This is a genomic window from Lacinutrix sp. MEBiC02595, from assembly GCF_053601555.1.
Genome location: NZ_JBSHNU010000243.1, coordinates 356,517 through 379,677, shown reverse-complemented (window position 1 = coordinate 379,677; position 23,161 = coordinate 356,517). Strand labels below are relative to the sequence as shown.

The window sequence follows — 23,161 nt, the reverse complement described above, 5'->3', positions numbered from 1 at the left end:
TTTTTATATTCACAATGACCAAAAACGTTAGAGTGCGTTTTGCACCAAGTCCGACAGGACCTTTACATATTGGAGGAGTTCGTACTGCTTTATTCAACTATTTATTTGCCAAAAAACACAAGGGTACTTTTGTGTTACGTATTGAAGATACAGACCAAAATCGTTATGTAGAAGGCGCAGAAAAATATATTATAGATGCCTTAAACTGGTGTAATATTCCGTTTGATGAAGGACCAGGAAAAAATGAAAAATTTGGACCATACAGACAAAGTGAGCGTAAACATTTATACAAAGAATATGCAGAACAATTAATTGCTTCTGGCAATGCATATTATGCTTTTGATACTTCTGAAGAATTAGATTACTACCGAAAAGATCATGAATCAAAAGGAAAAACATTTATTTATAATTGGCATAATAGAAATTTCTTATCTAATTCACTATCCTTAACTGCCGAAGAAACACAAGCAAAGTTAGATGCTGGTGCTGATTATGTAATTCGTTTTAAATCACCACAAGATGAAACGTTACATCTTACCGATATTATAAGAGGAAATGTAACAATAGACACGAACGTATTAGACGATAAGGTTTTGTTTAAAAGTGATGGTATGCCAACCTATCATTTAGCGAATATTGTGGATGATCATTTAATGGAAATCACACATGTAATTCGTGGTGAAGAATGGTTACCAAGTTTAGCATTACACTATCAATTATATAAAGCTTTTGGCTGGGAATCTCCAGAATTTGCACATTTACCGCTTATCTTAAAACCAACAGGAAAAGGAAAATTAAGTAAACGTGATGGCGATAAATTAGGGTTTCCTGTGTTTCCTTTAGAATGGAAATCTCCAGATGGTGAAGTTTCTAGAGGGTATAAAGAAGATGGTTATTTTGCCGATGGTACGGTAAACTTTCTTGCCTTTTTAGGATGGAATCCAGGTACAGAACAAGAGATTTTTAACTTAGAAGAATTGATTGCTGCTTTCGATTTAGATCGCGTAAATAAATCTGGAGCACGTTTTGATCCAGATAAAATAAAATGGTTTAATCATCATTATATGCAAGAGCAAGACAATGATGATTTAGCTTTAGCTTTTCAACAAAAACACGAAGCATTAAAAGATATCGACGTTAATTACATTGCCATGGTTGTTGGTTTAATAAAAGAACGAGCAACATTTATAAGTGACTTTTGGGATTTAAGTGCTTTCTTTTTTCAAGCGCCAAAAAGCTATGATGATAAAGCGTATAAAAAGGCAATGAAAGAAGATACTCGTGAATTGATGAGCGAACTTTCTATGTTAATAAATACGATAGAAGACTTTGAAGTAGAAAACCTTACCACTACTATTAAAACCTGGATTACCAACAAAGAAATTGGTTTTGGAAAAGTAATGATGCCATTGCGTTTAGCGTTAGTTGGTGCATTACAAGGTCCAGAAGTTTTTGATATTATGTATATGATTGGTAAAAACCAAACGGTAGAAAGAATAGAAAATTTAGCAAATACTATTTAAATATTTACTTATATATAAAACAAAAAAAGCGAGCCGTTAAGCTCGCTTTTTTATTTTTTATACGATTTTAAAAGACACTACTACAGGGTAATCTATCCTTTAAAAAACAATATTCTTTATAATGTAATCATTAGTGTAAAAGCTAACATCGATTGATTTCCTTTAAACTTACTTTCACTGCTTCCGCTAGTATCTAAATTATTCTTATTTAACTTTCCAAACATATTTGTAAATCCGTAGATATATTGTGCTTTCAATCTAAAATGGCTCACTCCAGCAGATAAACCAATAGCACCATCCACATTAAACTTTGAAATATCACTGATTTCTTTTGCTAGAAGATTGTTGTAATTACTAATAAAATAGTTTTCGTATTTATCATCTTTCAGCTCTAATTCGCTATTATATTGCAACATTGGTCCAACGTCCAGCGTTAAATAACTATCTACAATTTTAATATGTGCTTGTAAAGAAATCTGTGCCGTAAATAATTTATAATCGATATATTCTTCAGAAGTAATTAAAGGTATAGGTCGTGCAGCAATACCAACGGTATTTTCAGAAAGCTGAATACTATAACTCATATTGTAAAACTTATGCGGTATATCTACCGTTGCAGATCCTCCAGCAATCCAACCATTTCCTTTTTGGGTATCAAAATTATCGGTAATAATATCAAACTGCGTAAGTCCTCCCTGAATTCCTACTCCATTTTTTATAGGCACCGTTCTGTGTTGCGCGAAATTTATTGTAACGAAACCCATCGAAAAGGCTACTAATAAGATATACTGTTTAAATTTCATAATTGTATGTGTGGTTTGGACAAATATAGCTTAATTTTAAAGTATTATTATTTTAACCATTTAAAAAACATATTATGGGAAATTTTCTTTTTATACCTATTATTTTTTTCGGATTACTCATTTTAATTTCTGGAATATTTACTGTTAAACAACAAACAGCTGCTATTGTAGAGCGCTTTGGTAAATTTCATGCTATTCGCCAATCTGGTTTACGTTTTAAAATTCCAATAATAGATAAGATTGCTGGTCGTTTAAGTTTAAAAATTCAGCAATTAGATGTCATTATTGAAACCAAAACTTTAGATGATGTTTTTGTTAAATTAAAAGTGTCTGTACAATATAAAGTAGTTACTGAAAAAGTGTATGATGCTTTTTATAAATTAGATTATCCGCATGATCAAATTACAAGTTATGTTTTTGATGTAGTGCGTGCCGAAGTTCCAAAAATGAAGTTAGACGACGTTTTTGTTAAAAAAGATAATATTGCTTTAGCTGTAAAAGCAGAATTAAATGATGCTATGATAGATTATGGTTTCGATATTATTAGAACTTTAGTAACTGATATTGATCCAGATCCGCAAGTAAAAATAGCAATGAATAGAATTAATGCTGCAGATAGAGAAAAAACTGCTGCACAATATGAAGGAGATGCACAACGTATTTTAATTGTTGAAAAAGCAAAAGCGGAAGCAGAAAGCAAGCGTTTACAAGGACAAGGTATTGCAGATCAACGTCGTGAAATTGCAAGAGGTTTAGAAGAATCTGTAGAGGTTTTAAATAAAGTTGGTATTAACAGTCAAGAAGCATCTGCTTTAATTGTAGTTACCCAACATTATGATACGTTACAGGCTATTGGACAACATACTAATAGTAATTTAATATTAATGCCTAATTCGCCACAAGCAGGAAGTCAAATGTTAAATGATATGGTTGCTAGTTTTACTGCGAGTAATCAAATTGGAGAAGCAATGAAGAATGCTAAAAAGAAGGAAATTAAATAAACATATTTACTATTCTTATAAAAACCTCAAAGTTAATCTTTGAGGTTTTTTTAGTGGTTCTTTTTATATTTTTTTAGAATCTCTTTCAGGCTTATAAAATAATCTTCTAGTGAATTAGAATCTACTTTAGACTGTTGCAAAGCAGGAATTGGCATCGGATTTTCATCTAAATGCACATACAATTCATGATGATTCGTTTCTATGTCTAATAAAATTTTAGAAATTCTAACTAATATTTTCTGAGTGTTTTTCATGATCCTTATACTCTAAATTACACAACATAAGTTACTGATATTTAGACAATAATCAAAAATATAATAGTTAAAAGCTAGCCTTATTTAAAAGGATGTCGCTCTTGCCATTCTCTAATGGGGTTCATATACTTCACAATGAATTTTAAAACGGTGTTGGCAATAATATTATTGGTATGTTTTAAATACAAATACATAGTATATGGTTTTGCACCAATAGAGCTTTTAATTTCCATTGCTGTTCTAGCAAAAACAATGGTTTCCATTTTATTTTCTATCCCAAAATTAGCCATATTATATAACATGTTTAAATACATTTGGTATTCCTGCTGCACTTCTGGGTTGTATCCTAAAAAATACGTTTCCAACTTCTTATCATTTAGAATTAAGGTATAAAAACCAACGAGTTCGTTATTTAAAAAATATCCAAAGATTTTAAAGTCTTCTTTTAAATGTTCTTTTAGGCTGTAAAAATTATTTTTAGCTAGTTTAAAGGAGTTTATTCCTGCATTATCTGATACACACTCATATAAATCAAAAAGTGCATTAGCATTTTTATTTATACCTTCTAAATCTAGTTCTATAAGTTCTAGAGCAGCTCCTTTCTTTCTTGCTCTCTTAAAACGATCTCTATATTTTTTAGTGAAAGCAGCGATGTAATCTTCTTTGGTATGCCATTCTTTCGGAATAGAAAATAACATATTGGGTTGTACTTGTACTTTATACAGGTTTTCTTTTTGGAAAAAAGCATGATTTTCGTGAATGCTATCGGTTTCAAAATAATCTTTAAAAGCGATGATTCGTATCTTTTTTCGGAATTGCTTTTTTATCGTTTTTCGCAATTCTTTAATTGCCGCACTTATCTGATTCAGATATGCTTCTTCCGAAATTTCTTCCTTTAAAAAAAACAAACCATGTTGTCCTGTATGCATTACGTTTCCAACAATTAAAGCATTTCCTCTTACTATTTTGGCAATTACTTTTTTTCCGATTACTTTAAAAATATTAGAAGATGTTTTTCTAAAGATATCTTCTGCATACATTTCTAGACGTTGTAAAATGGCAATTCCTATTAACTTTTCAGCTTTAAAAATAGCTAAATAATAAGATGTTATATTACTTGGTGAAGATTGTTCTAATGCTTTTAGAAAAGGAGTTTTTAAGAAAATATCTTGTGTTGGTAGGTAGTTCCAGGATTCTGGAAGGTCTTCAGTAGTATTAAAAAGTTTAAAGTGTATCAAATAAATAAAAATAAAAAAGACTGAAAATAAAAGCTTTCAGTCTTTACATGTGATAAATAATTACAAAATTTTATAAGCCACAAAGTAATGCGCCCATTACACCAAGTGTAACCATCCAATATCCAGCATTTATAAAAATATATTTTGCGCTTTTACGTTCAAATAATGCGATAGTTCCAAGTATTGGTAATGCGCCAAGCACACCAAACATAGTTCCGTGTAATGCGCCATGTTTAAAGGTTCTAAAAGCATTTCCGTAGTCTGCCATAAAAGCTTCATAGGATGGTAAAGCTGTTTCTGGGCTTCCTCCTATCATTCCTATTGCTCCCCATTGATGGTTTGTATAATTCATTAATAACCCAGCCAACATTGCTGCAAAAACTAAAGACAAGCCAAAGATTTTGAACATATTAGTTCCTCTCATTTTCTCTTCTGTCATACCAGATTCTCGCATCCAAACGCTTCCAAAGACTTTTGGATTGTACCAAATTGCCCCAATTAGTAAGGCTGCAACAGCCGCTACTGGGATTGCCCAAGGGTTGATAAGTTGTTCCATTTTTAATAGTATTAGTTAGTTGTTTTCAATGTACAAAAAATAATGGCTGTTTATAAAATTAGTTCCCTAGAAGCCCAGTAGGACCAAAAATAAAAAAAATCCCATAAATATTATAATTATGGGATTTTACACTTACCTATTTCTTCCTTATTTTATAATTAATTTTTTCACTACTTCCTGGTTATCTACTTTAATTTTCACGAAATATAATCCTGCCGCATATTTTGAAACATCCAAACGCTGTTGGGCGCTTTGACTAAAACGCGTTTTAGAAATGGAAGTAATATTTTGTCCGAGGTTATTTAATAACTCTATTTGATACGTATTGCCAATAGTAGTATTAATATGAATAAATACATCTGCTTCCGATGGATTTGGATATACAGAAATTGCATTTTCTAATTCATTTTCTGCAATAGATAAAGGATTGACCTCCTTTGTTAGATTAATATTATCTAAAAAAGTACTATTACTATAATCATTAATATTTATAAAACGAAGCAATATTTGTTCTCCAATATAAGGCGTAATATCTACGATTTCGGTTCTCCAATCACTTCCACTATTTGGAGACCAAGAAGCATTAATATAACCAACTGTTGCTAAATCTAAACCTTCTTTAAAATAAATTTGTGTGTAATTTGTGCCACAATCTATAGAAACTTCTACACGAAAACCATCATTGTAAGCTGCAGACCATTGTGCTTTTGCAATATCAAATTTTAATTCTGCGGTACCATTAAAATCTAAATCATAATACGCGGTAATAATAACATCTTCTTGTCCTCTTGCGCTATAATTTGCCCCATCTACATAAGCTGTTGTTGTTGTATTGCCGTCTATTCCAACTATACCTGCTCGTTCTTGCCAAGTTCTAGCATTATCTGGATTACTTAATGCCCAACCACTTGGAGGTACTCCATTTACCTCAAACGTTTCAACAACACCTGGTTCTGTACCAGATACTTGTGCAAAATAATCTAATGCTTTTTCATTATTATTTGTAAATTCATCTCCCGAAAGCGAGGTCCAAACTTTTAAGGTAGAAGCACCATTGGCTGTTACATTTACTGGTGTGCTAAAAATAAAAGTATCTGTTATACCAGGCGAAAGAATACTTGCATACATTTCATCTACCGGAGTTTCTGTTCCTATTTGGTAGGAAATCATAAAATTAGATTGGTGGTCTGTACCTAAATTTGAAATATCTGCCGTAATAATTATAGGATCTTGGTTACATACTTTAACAAAATCGGAAGCTGAATTATTCAATACGGTTACTGCTATATCTTTACTTAACGGACAATTAAACAATCCGTTACCTGAATAATTTACAGCGTTTGTTCGTAAACTTTCCCAACCATTTCCTCCTTTGGCACTAACCGCAACCCAAATTGGATTATTAGGATCTGTAATAGGAATTGCTAAAGATGTTGTTGTAGTGTTACCTACAACCTCCATAAATTTTTCTCCTAAAAGGTAAACATCATATGACGTCGCGTCTGTTACTGCATTCCAGGTTAGGCTTACTTCTGTTGGGCAAATTTGTGTAATATTCACACCCGTTACGCGTTCTGCGATAGAAAAATTAGCAGTACTTTGATCGACCAATGTGCCATTAGAAACTCTTACTAAACACGTTCCAGAAATACTATTTGGAACGGTCCACGTATAATTAGTAACTGTAGCTGCTACAGTAGCCATTGCCGTCCAACTAGCACCATTATCTATAGAGTATTCTAGATCCGTAGAACCGCTAACATTTACGGCATCCCAATGTATTACTTCCTGAGTTCCTACCTCTAATTTTTCTCCTCCTAACGGATAAGTAAGTGTTAAACCGTTGGTAATAATTTCATAAACCACATAATATTTTTGTGGTCCTACGGGAACATTAAATCCTGAAATATTTATAGTATATGCTCCTTCAGCAGGGTTATTAATTAAAACCTGCTCCATGTTATTTAGATGATCTGCACCTGTAGTTGCAGGTGTATTTAAGTTTGCAGCATTTGGAGTTGAATCTAAAACCCATGGTAGGTGTGTTCCAGTTCCTGGGTCTGTTACTACTAAATCTAAATCATTTACTAATGCAGGTGAAGCTGCTGGCGCTCCTGCTTCATCACTCCAATACACCATAAAACGCACTTGAGCAGTATTTCCTGGTACATACATTAAATGATTATTATTTGTTCCTTGTGTAACGGTACTATTTAAATAACGTCCTTGTTCTATTAACTTTGCTGCTCTAAGTCCGTTTACCATTCCCCAACCAAAACTAAAATCTGGGCCTACATTTCCATAATCATTTGCTGTATTTAGTAGCGTTGCTTTTATTAAAGCAGACTCTGGTAAAGCACCTCCATTTAAAGTAGTATAAGCTTCATATAATTGTGCAGAAACACCTGCAATTCCTGGAGCTGCCCCAGAAGTACCACCAAATGTTTGATAGGTGTTGTTTTCTGCTGTAGATTCTTGGTTTTGTCCGTGCGCTGTGATATCTGGCTTAATTCTACCATCTAGAGCAGGACCACGACTACTGGTACTGGATAATGATCCATCAAAAAATGTATTTGCTGTTGCAATTACATTTTTACCTTGTTTATGTCCTCCAGTAATATTTCCCCAACCTGCTCCTGCTCCATAACCGCAATCCAAAGCCCCAGAATTACCTGCCGAGAATACGTGCAATAACGTAGGGTTTGCATTTGTTTGAGAATCTACAGTAATAGAATTGGTAGTGTAGCCATCATTACAACCATCACCATACGATGAGTTTGTAATTTGTACAAATCCGTTGCTAATTAAATTCGTTGTTTCCGGATCTAAAAATGTAGAAATATAATCGGTTACAAACAGGTTTGCCCCTGCCGCCATTCCTCTTTTTCTTGGGTCTAGGTTTCCGGCTCCTGTTAATATTCCAGCAACACCATCCCCATGCGTTTGTCCGGTAGTTGTTGTTGCACTATTATCTATTCTTCCTTCAAAATCAATATGAGGTCCTACAACGCCATCATCTCTTACAAGTACACCTATTCCTGCTCCTGTATAATTTCTACCAGCAGTGGTTTGTGTATCTAAATTAGAAGCTCTGTGCAAATTTCGTCCTTGTATATCTTCTTTTACTGCAGGTGCTGGAATTAATTCTATCCATTTTACAAAAGGTTTAGATACTACTTGATCTATTTGTTCTAAAGGAACGGCAATTTGTAACATGCTGTGTCCTTTAAAATTTTCTTGGATGGTTACAGATTCTATTTTTAGTAATTCTGAAACTACATAATCGGTATTAACAAAATCATGATGCAATAACGTGATAAGCACATTATTTCCTTCCATTGCGTAGTCCTCAATCGTGTTAGATTTGATTTCTAAAGATTTTTTAAGTCTGTTTTCTAAAGGAATAATAGAACGTACTCCAGATTGTTTTAAGTAGTTTATATTGGTACGCTTCGGAAAGTAAAAAAGGTAGGTTCTATCTGGATAATACGCAATAAGCTTTAGTTTTTTAGCTTTAAATGCATCTTGAATACTTTGGGAAGGTGTTTCATTAAATTGAAGCCATCCAAAATAACCTTCTCTAAATTTTGCGGTTTCTGGCATCGCATCCCAAGTGAAGGTTTCTATGTTATTTGGCATGCTAATTACTTCGTCTTGAAAGTAAACGATATTAGAATTTTGAGCGGTTAAAAAACTACAATGGAGTAAAAGTATTGCAGTCCATAAAGTAGTAAACAAGCCTATTAAGCTTGTAGATTTTTTGGTTTTTTTCATGGTTAGTTTAGTTGTAAAATGTTTAAAATTAGAATAATAGCACTCGAATATAGTGATTATTCTTTATTTCTAATATTTTAGAAAGAATTTATACACAACAAAAATCCACTTCTTTATAAAATAAAAAAGTGGATCTATTAAATTGAATTCCATGTTTTAAAAAAGCTTTATGGCAAGAAATAACTAGTTTATATTTTTTGCTTCTGCAACCAGCAATTCATTTTTATCTTCTAATGCTTTTTCAATAAAATCTATAATCGCTTCATTTTTCTCTAAACCATTTTCTAATAAAACACGCAAAGTTAACATGGCTCCTATTCTAGTTCCCGCTTTTTTAACTGCGGTAGCAAAAAGAGGTTCTAATTCTTCATACGAAACTTCTTTAGCGAGTTCCAGTATTTCTGCTCTAACTTTTAGTTGCTTTTCTTCCGGAAGATTGGTGTATTTCTTTCCGAATTGTTGAATCACACTAATTGCTTTACGCTGACTTTGTTGTTGTGGTTTTTGTTGGTTTTGATTTGCATTTTCTTTAGGTTTTACTTTTGCCCAAGAATCCCGTAAACCAACGGTTTTATTAAATACTAATTTATTAGAAGTTGAATCGTTGTCTACATTAAAATACCCCAAACGTTGAAACTGAAACTGCGCTCCTATTTTAGCTTCTGCTAAACTTGGTTCTACAAATGCGTGTATCTTTTTTAATGACTTCGGATTAACAAATTCCATAAAATCTTTGCCTTCATGGCTATCTGGAGCTTCGTCTACAAATAATCTATCATACTCTCTAACTTCTGCTTGAACCGCATGTTTTACAGAAACCCAATGCAAGGTTCCTTTTACTTTTTTGGTGGTATCTTCCGAATAGGTAGCATGTATTTCTGTGATGTTTCCGTTGGTATCTTTTACAACATCTTCCGCTTTAATGATATATGCATTTTTCAGTCGTACCTCACCTCCTAGTTTTAATCTAAAAAACTTATCGCTAGCTTCTTCTTTAAAATCGTCTTTTTCAATATAAATTTCTCTAGAAAAAGGTACTTTTCGACTTCCTGCAGCAGCATCTTCCGGATTATTTTCTGCTTCAAACCACTCTTCTTTATCTTCCGGATAATTAGTAATAATTACTTTTATAGGATCTAAAACAGCCATCACTCTTGGTGCTATTTTATTAAGATCTTCACGAATACAAAATTCTAAAAGCGAAACATCAATTACATTTTCACGTTTTGCTACCCCTACTTTTTCTATAAATTGTTTAATAGAATTTGGCGTATATCCTCTTCTTCGTAAACCAGAAATAGTTGGCATTCTTGGGTCGTCCCAACCAGAAACCATATTTTCTTCTACCAATTTAAGCAGCTTTCGCTTACTCATAATGGTGTAGCTTAAATTTAAACGTGCAAATTCTCTTTGCTTCGGAATTAAAGGATATTCTTTAGCACTTATAGGATATACTTGCTCTTTAAACCAATCGTATAATTTACGATGCGGTTTAAATTCTAAAGAACATAAAGAATGCGATACTTGTTCTATATAATCACTTTCTCCATGCGTCCAGTCGTACATTGGATAAATACACCAATCGTTTCCTGTTCTATGGTGATGTGCATGCATGACACGATACATAATGGGATCCCGCATGAGCATGTTAGGATCTTCCATATCTATTTTTGCACGTAAAATGTGAGATCCGTTTGGGAATTCTCCATCTTTCATACGTTGAAATAAATCTAGATTTTCTGCTACACTTCTATTTCTATATGGACTATTGGTTCCTACTTGTGTAGGCGTTCCTTTTTGTATACGCATCTCTTCCGAAGACTGCGAATCTACATACGCTTTATCGTCTTTTATTAACTGTACCGCCCAATCGTATAGTTGTTGAAAATAGTCTGATGAATATACTTCCTTTGCCCAAGTATAACCTAACCAAGTAATATCGCGCTTAATGGCATCTACATATTCTTGTTCTTCTTTGGAAGGGTTGGTATCATCAAACCTTAAATTTACAGGTGCATTATATCTTTCCCCTAAACCAAAACTAATACCAATTGCTTTAGTATGGCCAATATGCAAATAGCCGTTTGGTTCTGGTGGAAAACGAAAACGTAAATCTTCTTTTGCCATTCCGTTTTGTAAATCTTCTTCTACAATATGCTCGATAAAATGGAGCGCTTTGGTTTCTTCAGACATAATTATATTACTTTCTAAACTGAAATACAAAACTAGACAAATTTATAGTAAATACATATTTGCAAAAGCGTATAAATTTCGTAACTTTTTTGAAGTATTAAGACGTATATATAAAACAACAATAATTATGGAACACAAAAACTACGAATGCCCAAAATGTAACAATAACAAGTATATCACAGGACAAATGCGAGCTACTGGCGGCACTTGGTCTAAAATATTTGATGTACAATCCCAAAAATATACTTCGGTAACTTGCGATAATTGTACATATACCGAGTTTTATAAATCGAAAACAAGCGCACTTAGTAATATTTTCGATTTGTTTACTAACTAATCTGACTATAAAAAAAGGAAGACCGCTTTGCTTTTAGCGCCAAGAATCAAGATAGATTAATAACTAATGGAAATACATTAGAATTTTTATGAAAAGTGCCATGGATTATACTACTTTTGCGCCATGGGAATAATAAAAGTAGAAAATATTCGTGTTTTTGCACATCATGGTTGCTTAACCGAAGAGACTAAAATAGGTAGTGATTACCGTGTAGATATTAAAGTAAAAGCCGATTTACAAAAAAGCGCAAGTACCGATGATTTAAAAGATACTGTAGATTACGTATTTTTAAACAAGGTGGTTCGTGAAGAAATGGCGATACCTTCGCACTTATTAGAAAGCGTTGCAAAACGTATTTTAAGACGTGTACTTAAAGAAGTTAGACTAATTAGTATTGCTACAGTTGCAGTAAGTAAAATTAATCCTCCAATTGGTGGAGATGTGGAAATGGTAACCATTGAAATTACCGAAAAAAGAAAAAAGTAAAACTAACTAGTGTTAAAAGGGAAATATTTTTATATTTGCCTTCTCGTTAGAATTAATGAGATTCCTAATAAACTAGGAATTTACGGTGTCGTGGCCGAGTGGCTAGGCTTTGGTCTGCAACACCAACTACAGCGGTTCGAATCCGCTCGACACCTCAAGAAACCGTCAACATATGTTGTCGGTTTTTTTTGTTTTAAATTTTAATAAAATTTTGAGTAAGATAGATACAGCGGTTCGATAGTAGGAATCGGCACCTCAAAAAATAGTCTCTTAATCTAGTAGCTCTTTTTTTGTTTTAAATTTTAAGAAAATTTAGAATAGGTTTAAGACTTCCAGAAACCTAAAACTTAACTTAAGAGTATTTAAAAATTAGAATTGAAATTATTACAAAAATTAGAAAAAAGTAGCTGTTTGAATATTACTTTAAAAGAATTATATTTACGAAATAACAGTACTAAAAAAGTTATTATAACCTGTTCTATTTAAAGGGTATAATTAATATAAAACTTGTTGTGCACAATAGTGACAAAACAGAAACCCTCACCCAAAAACCTTTACTAACCATAATATTTGAAACAAATACTAGTTTTATTTACTACTGAATAACAACGAAATGATTATAGACCAAGAGCAAAAATTTAAGGAAGTACTTTCTAAAATAGAAGGAAAAATAAATGAACAAAGTATTTTTAGCAAGTTCTTAGAATTGTATCCAGAAGCATGGAAAAAACATAAGAGTACGTTTTCAAAATTTAATAGAAGTAAACAATTCGGACAAACAATTCCGTTACCAAAACCTGAAGTTTCTTTGCGAAAAGAAATTAGGATGTGGTTACGTAAACAATAAAAAAAGAAGCTAACAAAACAAATTTCCCTGCTACTTTATGAATAATCAAGCTAGAATCCCGCGGTAAAAGTTGTTGGGCCATACCAATCACTATTTCCATCCATTCCACAATTGGCTCTAATATAAAAATCATAGCCTTGACCATGAATGTAACCATTTTGGTTCGTGAAATATAATCCGAAAGTATTGTCTGTGACATTAAATGTATTTGTGTCGTTTAGATTAATCGGACTACCTTCAGGAATAATATGAATGTCCCAACTTGATTCCGAATTATCACTCCAATAAAAACTTGCCCACCCATTTCCTGTTCCTGGACCTATATCAAAATCAGTAGGATCCTTACAATTTACATTAAACGGGGTTTCATCTGTATAAATCCATTCCGGCCCTAACCAACCACTGTAACCAGCGCTAGAGCAAATATTTCTAATATAAAAGTGATAGGAAGTATCCGGCTCTAATCCAGAAATTGCTGCAGATCCACTTCCAATACTACTTGTGTTTTGTACTGTAATTATGGTGCCTTCATCTATGTTGAAATTTGCAGGACCATATTGAACTTCCAATCCATCCACACTTCCACCTGACCATTCCACGTGAACAGTGTTATGCGTTTCAGTTGGATGCAACCAAGGTTTCCTTTTGACTTGCATTACTAATGGATCATTACAAAAAGGGTTTTCCTCTTTTGTTCTAAAACTATGTACATTAGACCATTCGCTATACGAAGTAGTATCTTCACAAAACGCTCTAACAGAATAGGAATAATCGCTAGATTTAATTAAACCTTCTATAAATAAAGAGGTTGTAGTAGCATTTATTGTGGTACCACTACCTAATGCAAAACCTTCAAGACCATATTCTACTTCAAAATTAGAAGCGTTTTCATTAGTTGTCCAAAACAAATTTGCAGTAGTATTTCCTACGTCAAATGCTGTTAAACTTAATATTTTAGAACATGATGAAGATTGGGTTTCCTCTTCTTCATTACTTGAAGAACAAGTACTAAAAAACACAAGAATAAAAACAATTAAGCATCCTTTTTTCATTTGAAAGTCATTTTAATTGGATGTAAAAATAGTAATTTTTATAGGCTAACGCTTCAAAAGAAGAAATACTATAAAAGTGAATTAAAGCATTGCTTTAGTTTTATTTAGTAATTACACAGTAAAATAGTATTATAATGGCCTATTTTTATGCAACTTGTATTTAATTAATTCCTTTTCTTTTGGAAAGAATACTTGTACTAAAAGTAAAATACCAAAGCCTAAAATAACCAAGGACATTTGTTTTTGATTTAAATTTTAAAAAATTTGAAGTAAGATAGATCTAGCGGTTCGATACTATAAATCGACAACTAAAGAAACCTTTATCTTATGTTATCCGTTTTGTTTAATAAAAATTGTAATCTAATTTTAGGGAAATTGAAAGATTAACAAATACCCTAGTATAAACCTTTATTGGTTTAGTAATGATTTGTTTTACATCTGTATGAATTCGTTAGCTTTAATGCCATTTTACAACTATAAAAAAACCTTGTTTTATTTTAGTTTGAGTTTTAAAACGAACAACTACGGTGCAGGTTTTTAATAATTATTTTGACTGCTCACTCCAAAGCTGAATGAAATACTTTCCGGATTTTTTTAGCTCGTTTTCAGAATTTTTAACTAAATTGAATACGCTAAACCTCACGCAATCTATATTTACCAAGTTTCGGAATTAAAAATCAATTATATAAATATTTAAAAATAATATTATGGATAAAACAGTAACAGATTTTTCTTTAGGTTTATTTATTTGGCAAGCGCTACTATTTATTTCTATTGGCCTTTGGCTTTTTTGCATAAGAGATATATTAAGAAATCAGTTTCAGAAAAATGACAAAATTACTTGGACTTTAGTTGTTATATTCCTACCTATTTTGGGATCCATTCTATATCTATTTATTGGAAAGAGTAAAAAAATAAAAATCAACTAATAACTGTCAAGAAGCACTAAAAGCCAACAACGTGTATGAAAAATAGCTACATTAGTGCTTAAATAAAGTCGGTTACTCATTTGTTTCGTCTGATTTTCCTTTCGAAAATCCTTGCGCTCAAAACGTAAATTTCTGTACATAAACGCTACAAACAATATGAAAACGAACTTTTTTATAACATTGATATTTTTACTAGGAACCGTATTTTCTTGTAGTACCAAATCGGAAAAAGTAGAAATTAACGATTCTGTTATGGAAGCTTTTTGGACTTTAGAAAAATCAAAAAAATTAGCATCTGAATTCAATTCACCTGAAAAATGGGATACCACAACTCTCAAAATGGAAATTGAGAATTTGAAAAAATATCCACCATCTAATTTTCCTCTTTATACATCCCCTTTTCCAACGCCAAACTATGAATCACCAGGTAATGGAAATGGTTCCATTGAAACAGAAATTGGTGGCAAAAAAATTATTGGACAAACGATAATAATTGGTAGAGGAGAACACAGCGAATATCTATTCAAAAATTTAAACGATGAATATATAACCTATTTTACGATTTTGACAATATCAGACGGCATGGATACGGAAAACCCTGTTTTAGCAACTTCTAGAAATCACCCACATTATTTAGCACAAGGAAGTTTAAATACATCCAGCAAAAATAGAGTGGATTGGGTTGCTACGCAATTTGCAGACAAAAACGCATACGGAATAGTTAATACTCGCATTTTTGATTTAAGAATTGGACGTTTGATTTTGGTTGCGCCTCAAAAAGACGGTTCAATTAGATTTTATCAAACGGAAGCACCAACTATGAATGCAGAGGAGCGAGAAAAATTTATTGAAAATTTGAAAACGGAACCGAAAGCAATTGCGTTTTTCAATAATAAGAACAACATCTAATAAAATACGGTTTGTAACAAAGAATAGCGTTAAAAGACAAACTTAAACCGTGTATATTTAATTATTTGATTCTAGACTACATGCGAAAGTCATCTCTTTTTTATCACAAAAAATAAAATGGAAATACTCCTTGGATTTTTTTTACTAATTTGTTTTATATCCCTCATAATCTTTGGTGCACATTATGCAGCTATACGAATGGAATTGGAAAAAAAGGGAATTAAATTATCTCCTTTTTTTATTTGGATTTTACCAGATTTGATGGAATTCAGAGCATTAATAACTTACGAGAAAAAACAAGAAAAGAAAAAGGATTATTTAAGAATGTACCTTTGGTCTGTTTACACGCTAATTATTTTTTTGTTTTGTGTTGTTATCTGTTTTATCTTATTCCCTGTTTAACGCATCACACAGCACTAACTTGTATCCTTCTAAAAAATAAACCATGTCTTTTAAATATTCCATTTGTCATCCAGACAAACGCAATATAGAGTACCCAAAAACCATTTTAACAGCCGATGCTGTTACAGAAATGGTTCATAGTTATCCTTAGGAAGCATTAAAGAAAATGCATGCATTCCATTCTAATGAAGTTTACTATTGTAAGTCTTTAGATTTTACTAATTTAAATAACAATTATAGTTTTTGTTTATCTGCTGCTGGTACAGAATCTGATAATTTCACTTTTTATATTTTTTATAATCAGAAAATTAAGAAGAAAATACTATTTGGTTTGCTTGGTGAGAAAGAGGATTTTTACTTGATTTACAAAGCGTTCTCCCAGGATGCTGGTTATTTATTATTAGACAGTTTTTAATCTGATAATTACAAAGTGATTGAAAAAATAATACATTAAAATAAATCCTTAAAGCGGACTAATTTGCTCCAACTTATCTTTAATTAGTTCTTTTTCTTTTGGAAAAAACGCCTGTACTAAAAGTAAAACGCCAAAGCCCAAAATAACAAGTGCTACTATTTTTTTTGTTTTAAAAATTCGTCTTGGTGTTAGTTTATTTTTAAGTGTTTTTGCTGCGGCAATCTTTAATAAATCTACTAGAAAGTAAACCAATAAAATGGTTCCTAAAAATAATTGAAGTTCGTGTGTAGTTTCGGTTAAGGAGTTACCAATAACAATAAAACCAAGCCAACCCAATAAAACACCAATGTTTATAAAGTTTAGTAAAAAACCTTTGATAAAGAGTTTTCCATAATTTTTTTTAAATTCTACCGTATGGTATTCTCTAACGATTTCTCGGAAAGATTTTGAGGTTTTAATAAACGAAATTAATCCGTAAGCTGTTAGGAAAACACCTCCAAAAATTAGAAAACTAGGATCGTCTTTTACTTTTTCTAAAAGTTTACTAGTACTATAAAAAGCAACAACAATGAAAAAAATATCTGCTAGAATAACTCCGGAATCAAATATTAATGCACTTCTAACTCCTTTTGTGGCACTGGTTTCTAATAGTACAAAAAAAACAGGCCCAATCGTAAACGATAGAATTATTCCAAAAGGAATTGCTGTTAAAATTGTATCAAGCATAAGTGAATCTTTCTTACAAATTTAAGAAAAATGCTAGGATTAATCTTTAATAATAATTTTTCCTCCTAAAATAGTATTTTCATCTACTGTTTCTGGGTTGCCATAAATGTAAACCGTTCCTCCTGCTCGCACTTTAGCTTCTACTTTTTTGGTTGCATTTACATGTGCAACTCCTGCAGCATTTATAGTAACTGTCGTATTTTCACTAATTAAATCTTTTCCTTTATAAGCACCTCCTGTATTAATATCTACGGTTTGATTCGCAGTGTTACCTGAAATATTAATAGTTCCTCCAGAAACCGATTTTATATCTAAAAATTGAAGTGCTTTTACTTCTAGTCTAACGGATCCTCCTTCTTGTGCCTTCACCTTTAGGTCAAACTGTTCAATAACATCATTAGAACCTATAAAAGTGCCTTCATTGGCATCTATAACATCTAAAGAAGTATAATATACCTGCACTGTGGTATCTTCACCGTTAAATGCTTCAGAAAGTGTCATTCTAATTTTTAGAATGTCTTTTTTATGCACAATGACCACATCATTTGTGTTCTTTCCAGAAACCACAACTTTGTTTTCATCTGCTTTAATAAGTTCTACTTCTATTCGATCATAGACTTTTATTTCGCTAAATTCTCCAATAGTAGTATTTTGAGATTCTTGTGCAAAACTCGTAATGGTAGTAAGTATAAATAGTACGGACAGAATATTTTTCATGATATATATTTTCTTAAATAAGATGTAAATTTATACAATTAAGAATTCAATATCTTGATTTTTAGGCAACTTTAACAGCTGTTCCAGTAATAGAAATCATAAGTATTCCACTAGTTGCAAAAGTTTCTACATCTACAGTAATACCTACAACGGCATTTGCATGCACAGCAATAGCATTTTTTTTAAGGTTTTGAAAAGCTTCTTCTTTTACGATTTCAATATTACTTTCTAAAGCATCATAATATTTTGTCATACTAAAAGACATCCCGGTTTGCTTTCTATTTACTGCAACTCCAGTAATAATACCTAAATAGTCATGAATTTTATGTCCTTCGATAGTGTTTGTTGTGGTTAGAATCATGGTTTCCCTTTTTTATGTGGTTAATAATGTATTTGTAATATCGTGCTATTCTATGAAATCCCTTCCACTACCAACACTTTTTATTAGTTGTTGGTTTGGTTAACATGTTACTTTTTAAAAATAAAAAATGCTATTCTCGTAACAAAACAAGAATAGCATTCGTTAAATTATTTTGGTATTAATTTTATGCTTCCGCTTTACCTAGTAACTCGAAATCTAAGTGACGTTTAATTAAATCTGCTTGTTTTACTTTTACAATAATCTCATCACCAAGTTGGTACATGGTTTTTGTATCGCGACCAACCAGTGCAAATTGTTCTTGATCAAACTCATAGTAATCGCCTTTAATATCGCGAGTTCTAATCATACCTTCACATTTATTATCGATAATTTCTACATAAATTCCCCAATCGGTAACCCCAGAAATAACCCCTTTAAATGGTTCATCTAAATGATCTTGCATAAAACGAATTTGCATGTATTTAATAGAATCTCTTTCGGCTTTTGTAGCTAAATATTCCATATTACTAGAATGTTTACAACGTTCTTCGTACACTTCTGCATTTGCAGATTTTTCGCCATCTAAATAGCGTTGTAATAATCGGTGTGCCATGACATCTGGATACCTACGAATTGGTGATGTAAAGTGACTATAATAGTCGAATGCTAAACCATAATGCCCAATATTCTTAGTGGTATATTCTGCTTTAGACATGGTACGTATTGCTAAAGTATCTACTAAGTTTTGTTCTTTTTTACCTTGTACATCACTTAATAACTTATTTAAAGAAGATGCTATACCTTCTTTACTGTTGAAGTTAAGCTTGTGTCCAAATTTAGATACAATGCCTTGTAAAGCCATTAATTTTTCTTCATTTGGCTCATCATGCACTCTATATATAAAAGTTTTTTCTGGTTTTTGTTTTCCTACAAATTCCGAAACCTTTCGGTTAGCTAATAACATGAATTCTTCAATTAGTTTATTCGCATCTTTACTCGTTTTAAAGAATACGCCAACTGGATTTGAATCCTTATCTAATTCGAATTTTACTTCTACTTTATCAAAGCTAATTGCTCCAGATCGCATGCGTTGTCCACGCATAATTTTTGCAAGTTCATCCATTTTTAAAACAGCGTCTGCAATTGCTTGATCTGTTTGATATGCTTCACCAGTTAAAGAAACTTCAGCAGGAATTAAATTTGTTTTACTTTCAATAATAGCTTGCGCTTCTTCGTATGCAAAACGCGCATCGGAATAGGTCACCGTTCTTCCAAACCATTCGTTTTTAATTTCGGCTTTATTATTTATTTCAAAAACTGCAGAAAAGGTATATTTTTCTTCATGTGGTCTAAGAGAACATGCGCCATTACTTAATACTTCAGGAAGCATTGGTACTACTCTATCTACTAAATACACAGAGGTTGCACGCTCATACGCTTCATCATCTAAAATAGTTCCTTCTTGTAAATAATGGGAAACATCTGCAATATGAATTCCTATTTCATAATTACCATTTTCTAAAACGGTAAATGATAAGGCATCATCAAAATCTTTTGCATCTTTTGGATCAATGGTAAAGGTTAAATCTTTACGCATGTCTCGACGTTTTGCAATTTCTTCTGGCTTAATTTGTAAGTCTATTTTGTTTGCGTAGTCTTCTACTTCTGGTGGAAATTCATATGGTAAACCATAATCTGCTAGAATAGCATGGATTTCGGTATTATGTTCTCCGGCTTTACCAAGTACTTTAATTACTCGTCCGTTAGGAGAATCGGCTTTTTCCGGCCATTCTTCCATCGTTACTAATACCTTATCACCATCGTTGGCATTCATGGTTTTATTGATTGGCACAAAAATGTCTGTTTTCATTTTGTTACCATCCACTACTACAAATGCAAAGTTCTTTTTTGCGTGAATTTGTATAATTCCTACATATTCGGTTTTTGCACGCTTAATAATTTTAGTTATTTCACCTTCATGTTTACCATTTTTTCTACGTTTATACACATAAAGTTCTACTTCATCTCCATTTAATGCTTTGTTAACATTATTGGAAGCAATGTAGATATCCTCATCAAAATCATCACAAATTACATAGCCATTACCACGTTGTGCGGCATCAAAAATTCCGGTATGATATTCTGTATTACTATTTATTTGAAACTTACCACGATCGATTTCTTTAATTTCTTCTTTCGCTTTAAGTTGTTGTAGTTTTTTTATAATCTGATTTCTGCTACTAGCGTCATTAACACCAATTATAGCACCAATTTGTTTATAGTTGAATGTTTTGTTTCTGTCTTTTTTTAAAATACTTAATATAGTATCTGTAAGGTTGGAAATCTTGTTATGTGAAGGTTTCCTGTGTTTCTTTTTTGTCATTTAATTTAATTGTAATCTTTTGAATTTCTAAGTTATGCGAAATTCTGTTATTATCTAGCGTTTTAAGTGGAGAAATTTCGCTAATTATTTTCACAAAGTTACAATTTTAATATTAAATGGATATTAAGAGAATATTAATAACTAAAAAAGGAAAGTAAATTTTATAAAAGGGAAAAGGGATAAATGAGTTTAAAAAAGGAAAAATAGTAGTTATAAACATATATATACATATTCATCTTTTTCTTTTAAAAATTTAAAAAAATAATAATGGTTATTATAGCTTGTTAATAACGGTATAACTTTTTCAGGTTTTAGTTTGATTGCTTTAATAAGTAACTCTATTAACAAGTTGTTAGTTACTTAAAAGCTTCATTTTTAAAGGATTTAATTTCGCTATTAACAGTTGTTAATAACTGCTATTCACATATAAACTTTAATAAGTATTTCATTTTTTAATGTTGGTATGTACACTTTTTGGTCTGAAAACTTCTCTGTAAAAAAGGGCTAACTTTTTTGGTGGTTCACTTTACGTTTTGGTTTGGAAAATTAACTGGATAATCCTAATTAAAGTTTTAAAAAACAATAAGAAGATATGAACAAGTTATCCTTATTATTTTGGAAGTTATTAAGATGCTTCGCTACTACTTTTTTTTATTAACAAAAGAAATATAACTATCATTAAATCAGTAGTTTAAATATTATTTTGTATATTTACAGTTCTCTCCCAGTTTTTAGAATATCAGTTAATAGTTTCCGTTTCAAAACGGAATATAAATTACGTCTAATTTAAACTATTAACGCATGAAAAAAATGTACCAACTTTTATTTTGTTTGCTATTTATTCACCAAATACATGCACAATACACATTAATTCCTGACCCTGCGTTTGAACAACATCTAATAGATCAAGGGATGGACAGCGAGGGAATCCATGACGGACAAGTATTAACAATAGATATAGCAGTTGTTAATAACTTAGATATTTCTTATTCTAATATATCTAATTTGACTGGTATTCAAGATTTTACCGCATTAACATCTTTAAAATCGGTAAATAATACCAATTTAATATCTTTAGATGTCAGTGGTTTAACTGCTTTACAAGATTTAGATCTCGCTTTAAATTATACTTTGGTAAGCTTAAATGTTACTGGTTGTAGCGGATTAGTAGATCTAGATATTAAAATATCTGGATTGCATAGTTTAGATTTAAGTACTTGTTCTTCGTTAGCTACTATAGATATGTATAAAAGTTATTTAACAGATTTAGATGTTCATGGTTTAACGACTTTAACATCTATTAGAGCGAATGAATCGTATTTACAAACCTTAAATGTAGCTGGTTGTACTTCTTTAAGTAGTATTAATATTGATGAAACTTTAGTTTCTACTTTAGATTTAAGTAATAATCAAGCATTAATAGGTTTAGGTTTTTATGATTCTGGTATTCAAAATTTAAACTTGTCTAATTGTAATAATTTAGAAAGTTTATTTGTAAACCAAAGCGGTAGTTTAAGTAATCTAGATTTAACAAATTGTACTAGTATTAAAAATATTACTTTTTTAGATTCCTTTAGTAATCAGATTACAAGTTTTGATACAAGTAATTTTCCTGATTTAGAAAGAATAGATTTAGAAGGAGTTTCTTTTACAGATCTAGATCTTACTTCTAATGTAAACTTAAGTTATATAGGTATTAGTAATTCGGCAGTAAGTAGTTTAGATTTAAGAAATGGAAACAATACCAATATCACTAATTTTTATGTGTATAGTACCAATTTAAGCTGTATTAGTGTAGATGATGAAAATTATGCTACCGCAAATTGGGATATTGATATCAATTCTTCTTATGTTTTTAGTAATGATTGTCAAACTTTAAGTACCATTGAAAACCAAATAAATAGCATAAGTATCTACCCAAACCCTGTTGTTAATAACTTGCATATTGGTTTAAAAAATAATCAAATATTACAGGAAGTTACTATAGTAGACCTACAAGGAAAGCAGTTGTTAACAACTACTGAAACTACTATAGATTTATCGCATTTAAGTACTGGCTATTATTTTGCTATGATACTTACAGATCAAGTAAGAAGTGTTAAAAAGATATTGAAAAAGTAATTCAAGTCACTACATTCTTTTATTATTATAAAACATAACTATCCATATATCAGTATTTTAAATATTTTTTATATATTTACAATTCTCTCTATATTTTATAATACCTGTTAATAGTTTTCGCTGTACAGCGGAAA

General features: G+C 31.4%; 20 protein-coding genes and 1 tRNA gene. 10 read left to right on the top strand and 11 right to left on the bottom strand.

All coding sequences use genetic code 11. The annotated features are described in order from the left end of the window. Window positions 1-14 precede the first annotated feature (14 nt). Complete coding sequence (gltX, locus tag ACVCZW_RS15305) at window positions 15-1,523, top strand: glutamate--tRNA ligase (protein ID WP_452232811.1); 1,509 nt, start codon at window positions 15-17, stop codon at window positions 1,521-1,523. Window positions 1,524-1,639: 116 nt separating this feature from the next. On the opposite strand, the gene ACVCZW_RS15300 is transcribed toward gltX, so the two are convergent. Then, complete coding sequence (locus tag ACVCZW_RS15300) at window positions 1,640-2,326, bottom strand: hypothetical protein (RefSeq protein WP_452232810.1); 687 nt, start codon at window positions 2,324-2,326, stop codon at window positions 1,640-1,642. 74 nt (window positions 2,327-2,400) lie between these two features. On the opposite strand from ACVCZW_RS15300, the gene ACVCZW_RS15295 reads away from it, so the two are divergent. After that, window positions 2,401-3,327 (top strand): SPFH domain-containing protein, encoded by a 927-nt coding sequence (locus ACVCZW_RS15295; protein ID WP_452230557.1) that lies wholly within the window; start codon window positions 2,401-2,403, stop codon window positions 3,325-3,327. Window positions 3,328-3,377: 50 nt separating this feature from the next. Here ACVCZW_RS15295 and ACVCZW_RS15290 read toward each other — a convergent pair whose 3' ends face one another. From ACVCZW_RS15290 to ACVCZW_RS15270, 5 genes are all read right to left on the bottom strand, one after another. Continuing rightward, window positions 3,378-3,581 carry a hypothetical protein gene (locus ACVCZW_RS15290; RefSeq protein WP_452230556.1) on the bottom strand — a complete coding sequence of 68 codons (204 nt, stop codon included), beginning with the start codon at window positions 3,579-3,581 and terminating at the stop codon, window positions 3,378-3,380. Window positions 3,582-3,661: 80 nt separating this feature from the next. Further along, window positions 3,662-4,819 (bottom strand): GNAT family N-acetyltransferase, encoded by a 1,158-nt coding sequence (locus tag ACVCZW_RS15285; protein ID WP_452232809.1) that lies wholly within the window; start codon window positions 4,817-4,819, stop codon window positions 3,662-3,664. A 70-nt stretch (window positions 4,820-4,889) separates the two neighbouring features. Further along, complete coding sequence (locus tag ACVCZW_RS15280; RefSeq protein WP_452230554.1) at window positions 4,890-5,375, bottom strand: DUF1761 domain-containing protein; 486 nt, start codon at window positions 5,373-5,375, stop codon at window positions 4,890-4,892. A gap of 147 nt (window positions 5,376-5,522) precedes the next feature. Beyond that, on the bottom strand, window positions 5,523-9,149 hold the full coding sequence (locus ACVCZW_RS15275) for a S8 family serine peptidase (RefSeq protein WP_452232808.1): 3,627 nt from the start codon (window positions 9,147-9,149) through the stop codon (window positions 5,523-5,525). A 183-nt stretch (window positions 9,150-9,332) separates the two neighbouring features. After that, a complete protein-coding gene (locus ACVCZW_RS15270) occupies window positions 9,333-11,342 on the bottom strand; it encodes a glutamine--tRNA ligase/YqeY domain fusion protein (protein ID WP_452232807.1) in 2,010 nt (669 codons plus the stop codon). A gap of 127 nt (window positions 11,343-11,469) precedes the next feature. On the opposite strand from ACVCZW_RS15270, the gene ACVCZW_RS15265 reads away from it, so the two are divergent. From ACVCZW_RS15265 to ACVCZW_RS15250, 4 genes are all read left to right on the top strand, one after another. Then, window positions 11,470-11,679, top strand: a complete 210-nt coding sequence (locus ACVCZW_RS15265; RefSeq protein ID WP_452230551.1) for a zinc ribbon domain-containing protein — start codon at window positions 11,470-11,472, stop codon at window positions 11,677-11,679. Between the two features lie 123 nt (window positions 11,680-11,802). Continuing rightward, a complete protein-coding gene (folB, locus tag ACVCZW_RS15260; RefSeq protein ID WP_452230550.1) occupies window positions 11,803-12,165 on the top strand; it encodes a dihydroneopterin aldolase in 363 nt (120 codons plus the stop codon). 84 nt (window positions 12,166-12,249) lie between these two features. Then, a tRNA-Cys gene (locus ACVCZW_RS15255) sits at window positions 12,250-12,320 on the top strand. Window positions 12,321-12,778: 458 nt separating this feature from the next. Further along, window positions 12,779-13,012, top strand: a complete 234-nt coding sequence (locus tag ACVCZW_RS15250) for a hypothetical protein (RefSeq protein ID WP_452232806.1) — start codon at window positions 12,779-12,781, stop codon at window positions 13,010-13,012. Window positions 13,013-13,062: 50 nt separating this feature from the next. Here ACVCZW_RS15250 and ACVCZW_RS15245 read toward each other — a convergent pair whose 3' ends face one another. After that, a complete protein-coding gene (locus ACVCZW_RS15245) occupies window positions 13,063-14,064 on the bottom strand; it encodes a fibronectin type III domain-containing protein (RefSeq protein ID WP_452232805.1) in 1,002 nt (333 codons plus the stop codon). Between the two features lie 707 nt (window positions 14,065-14,771). Between ACVCZW_RS15245 and ACVCZW_RS15240 the strand changes: the two genes are divergently transcribed. From ACVCZW_RS15240 to ACVCZW_RS15230, 3 genes are all read left to right on the top strand, one after another. Then, the gene (locus ACVCZW_RS15240; RefSeq protein ID WP_452230547.1) at window positions 14,772-14,993 is read left to right on the top strand and encodes a PLDc N-terminal domain-containing protein; all 222 of its coding nucleotides are present in this window, start codon (window positions 14,772-14,774) and stop codon (window positions 14,991-14,993) included. 252 nt (window positions 14,994-15,245) lie between these two features. Then, window positions 15,246-15,902, top strand: a complete 657-nt coding sequence (locus tag ACVCZW_RS15235) for a hypothetical protein (RefSeq protein ID WP_452232804.1) — start codon at window positions 15,246-15,248, stop codon at window positions 15,900-15,902. Between the two features lie 568 nt (window positions 15,903-16,470). Beyond that, on the top strand, window positions 16,471-16,719 hold the full coding sequence (locus ACVCZW_RS15230) for a hypothetical protein (RefSeq protein ID WP_452232803.1): 249 nt from the start codon (window positions 16,471-16,473) through the stop codon (window positions 16,717-16,719). 48 nt (window positions 16,720-16,767) lie between these two features. Here the strand turns inward: ACVCZW_RS15230 and ACVCZW_RS15225 are convergent, their stop codons facing one another. From ACVCZW_RS15225 to rnr, 4 genes are all read right to left on the bottom strand, one after another. Continuing rightward, window positions 16,768-17,445: a LysE family translocator gene (locus ACVCZW_RS15225; protein WP_452232802.1), complete on the bottom strand. Its 678-nt coding sequence runs from the start codon at window positions 17,443-17,445 to the stop codon at window positions 16,768-16,770. A 39-nt stretch (window positions 17,446-17,484) separates the two neighbouring features. After that, window positions 17,485-18,162, bottom strand: a complete 678-nt coding sequence (locus ACVCZW_RS15220; protein ID WP_452230543.1) for a head GIN domain-containing protein — start codon at window positions 18,160-18,162, stop codon at window positions 17,485-17,487. A gap of 61 nt (window positions 18,163-18,223) precedes the next feature. Next, window positions 18,224-18,523 carry a YbjQ family protein gene (locus tag ACVCZW_RS15215; protein WP_452232801.1) on the bottom strand — a complete coding sequence of 100 codons (300 nt, stop codon included), beginning with the start codon at window positions 18,521-18,523 and terminating at the stop codon, window positions 18,224-18,226. Between the two features lie 184 nt (window positions 18,524-18,707). After that, window positions 18,708-20,906, bottom strand: a complete 2,199-nt coding sequence (rnr, locus tag ACVCZW_RS15210) for a ribonuclease R (protein WP_452232800.1) — start codon at window positions 20,904-20,906, stop codon at window positions 18,708-18,710. An 801-nt stretch (window positions 20,907-21,707) separates the two neighbouring features. Here rnr and ACVCZW_RS15205 point away from each other — a divergent pair. Then, window positions 21,708-23,027, top strand: a complete 1,320-nt coding sequence (locus ACVCZW_RS15205) for a T9SS type A sorting domain-containing protein (protein ID WP_452232799.1) — start codon at window positions 21,708-21,710, stop codon at window positions 23,025-23,027. The last annotated feature ends 134 nt before the right edge of the window (window positions 23,028-23,161 follow it).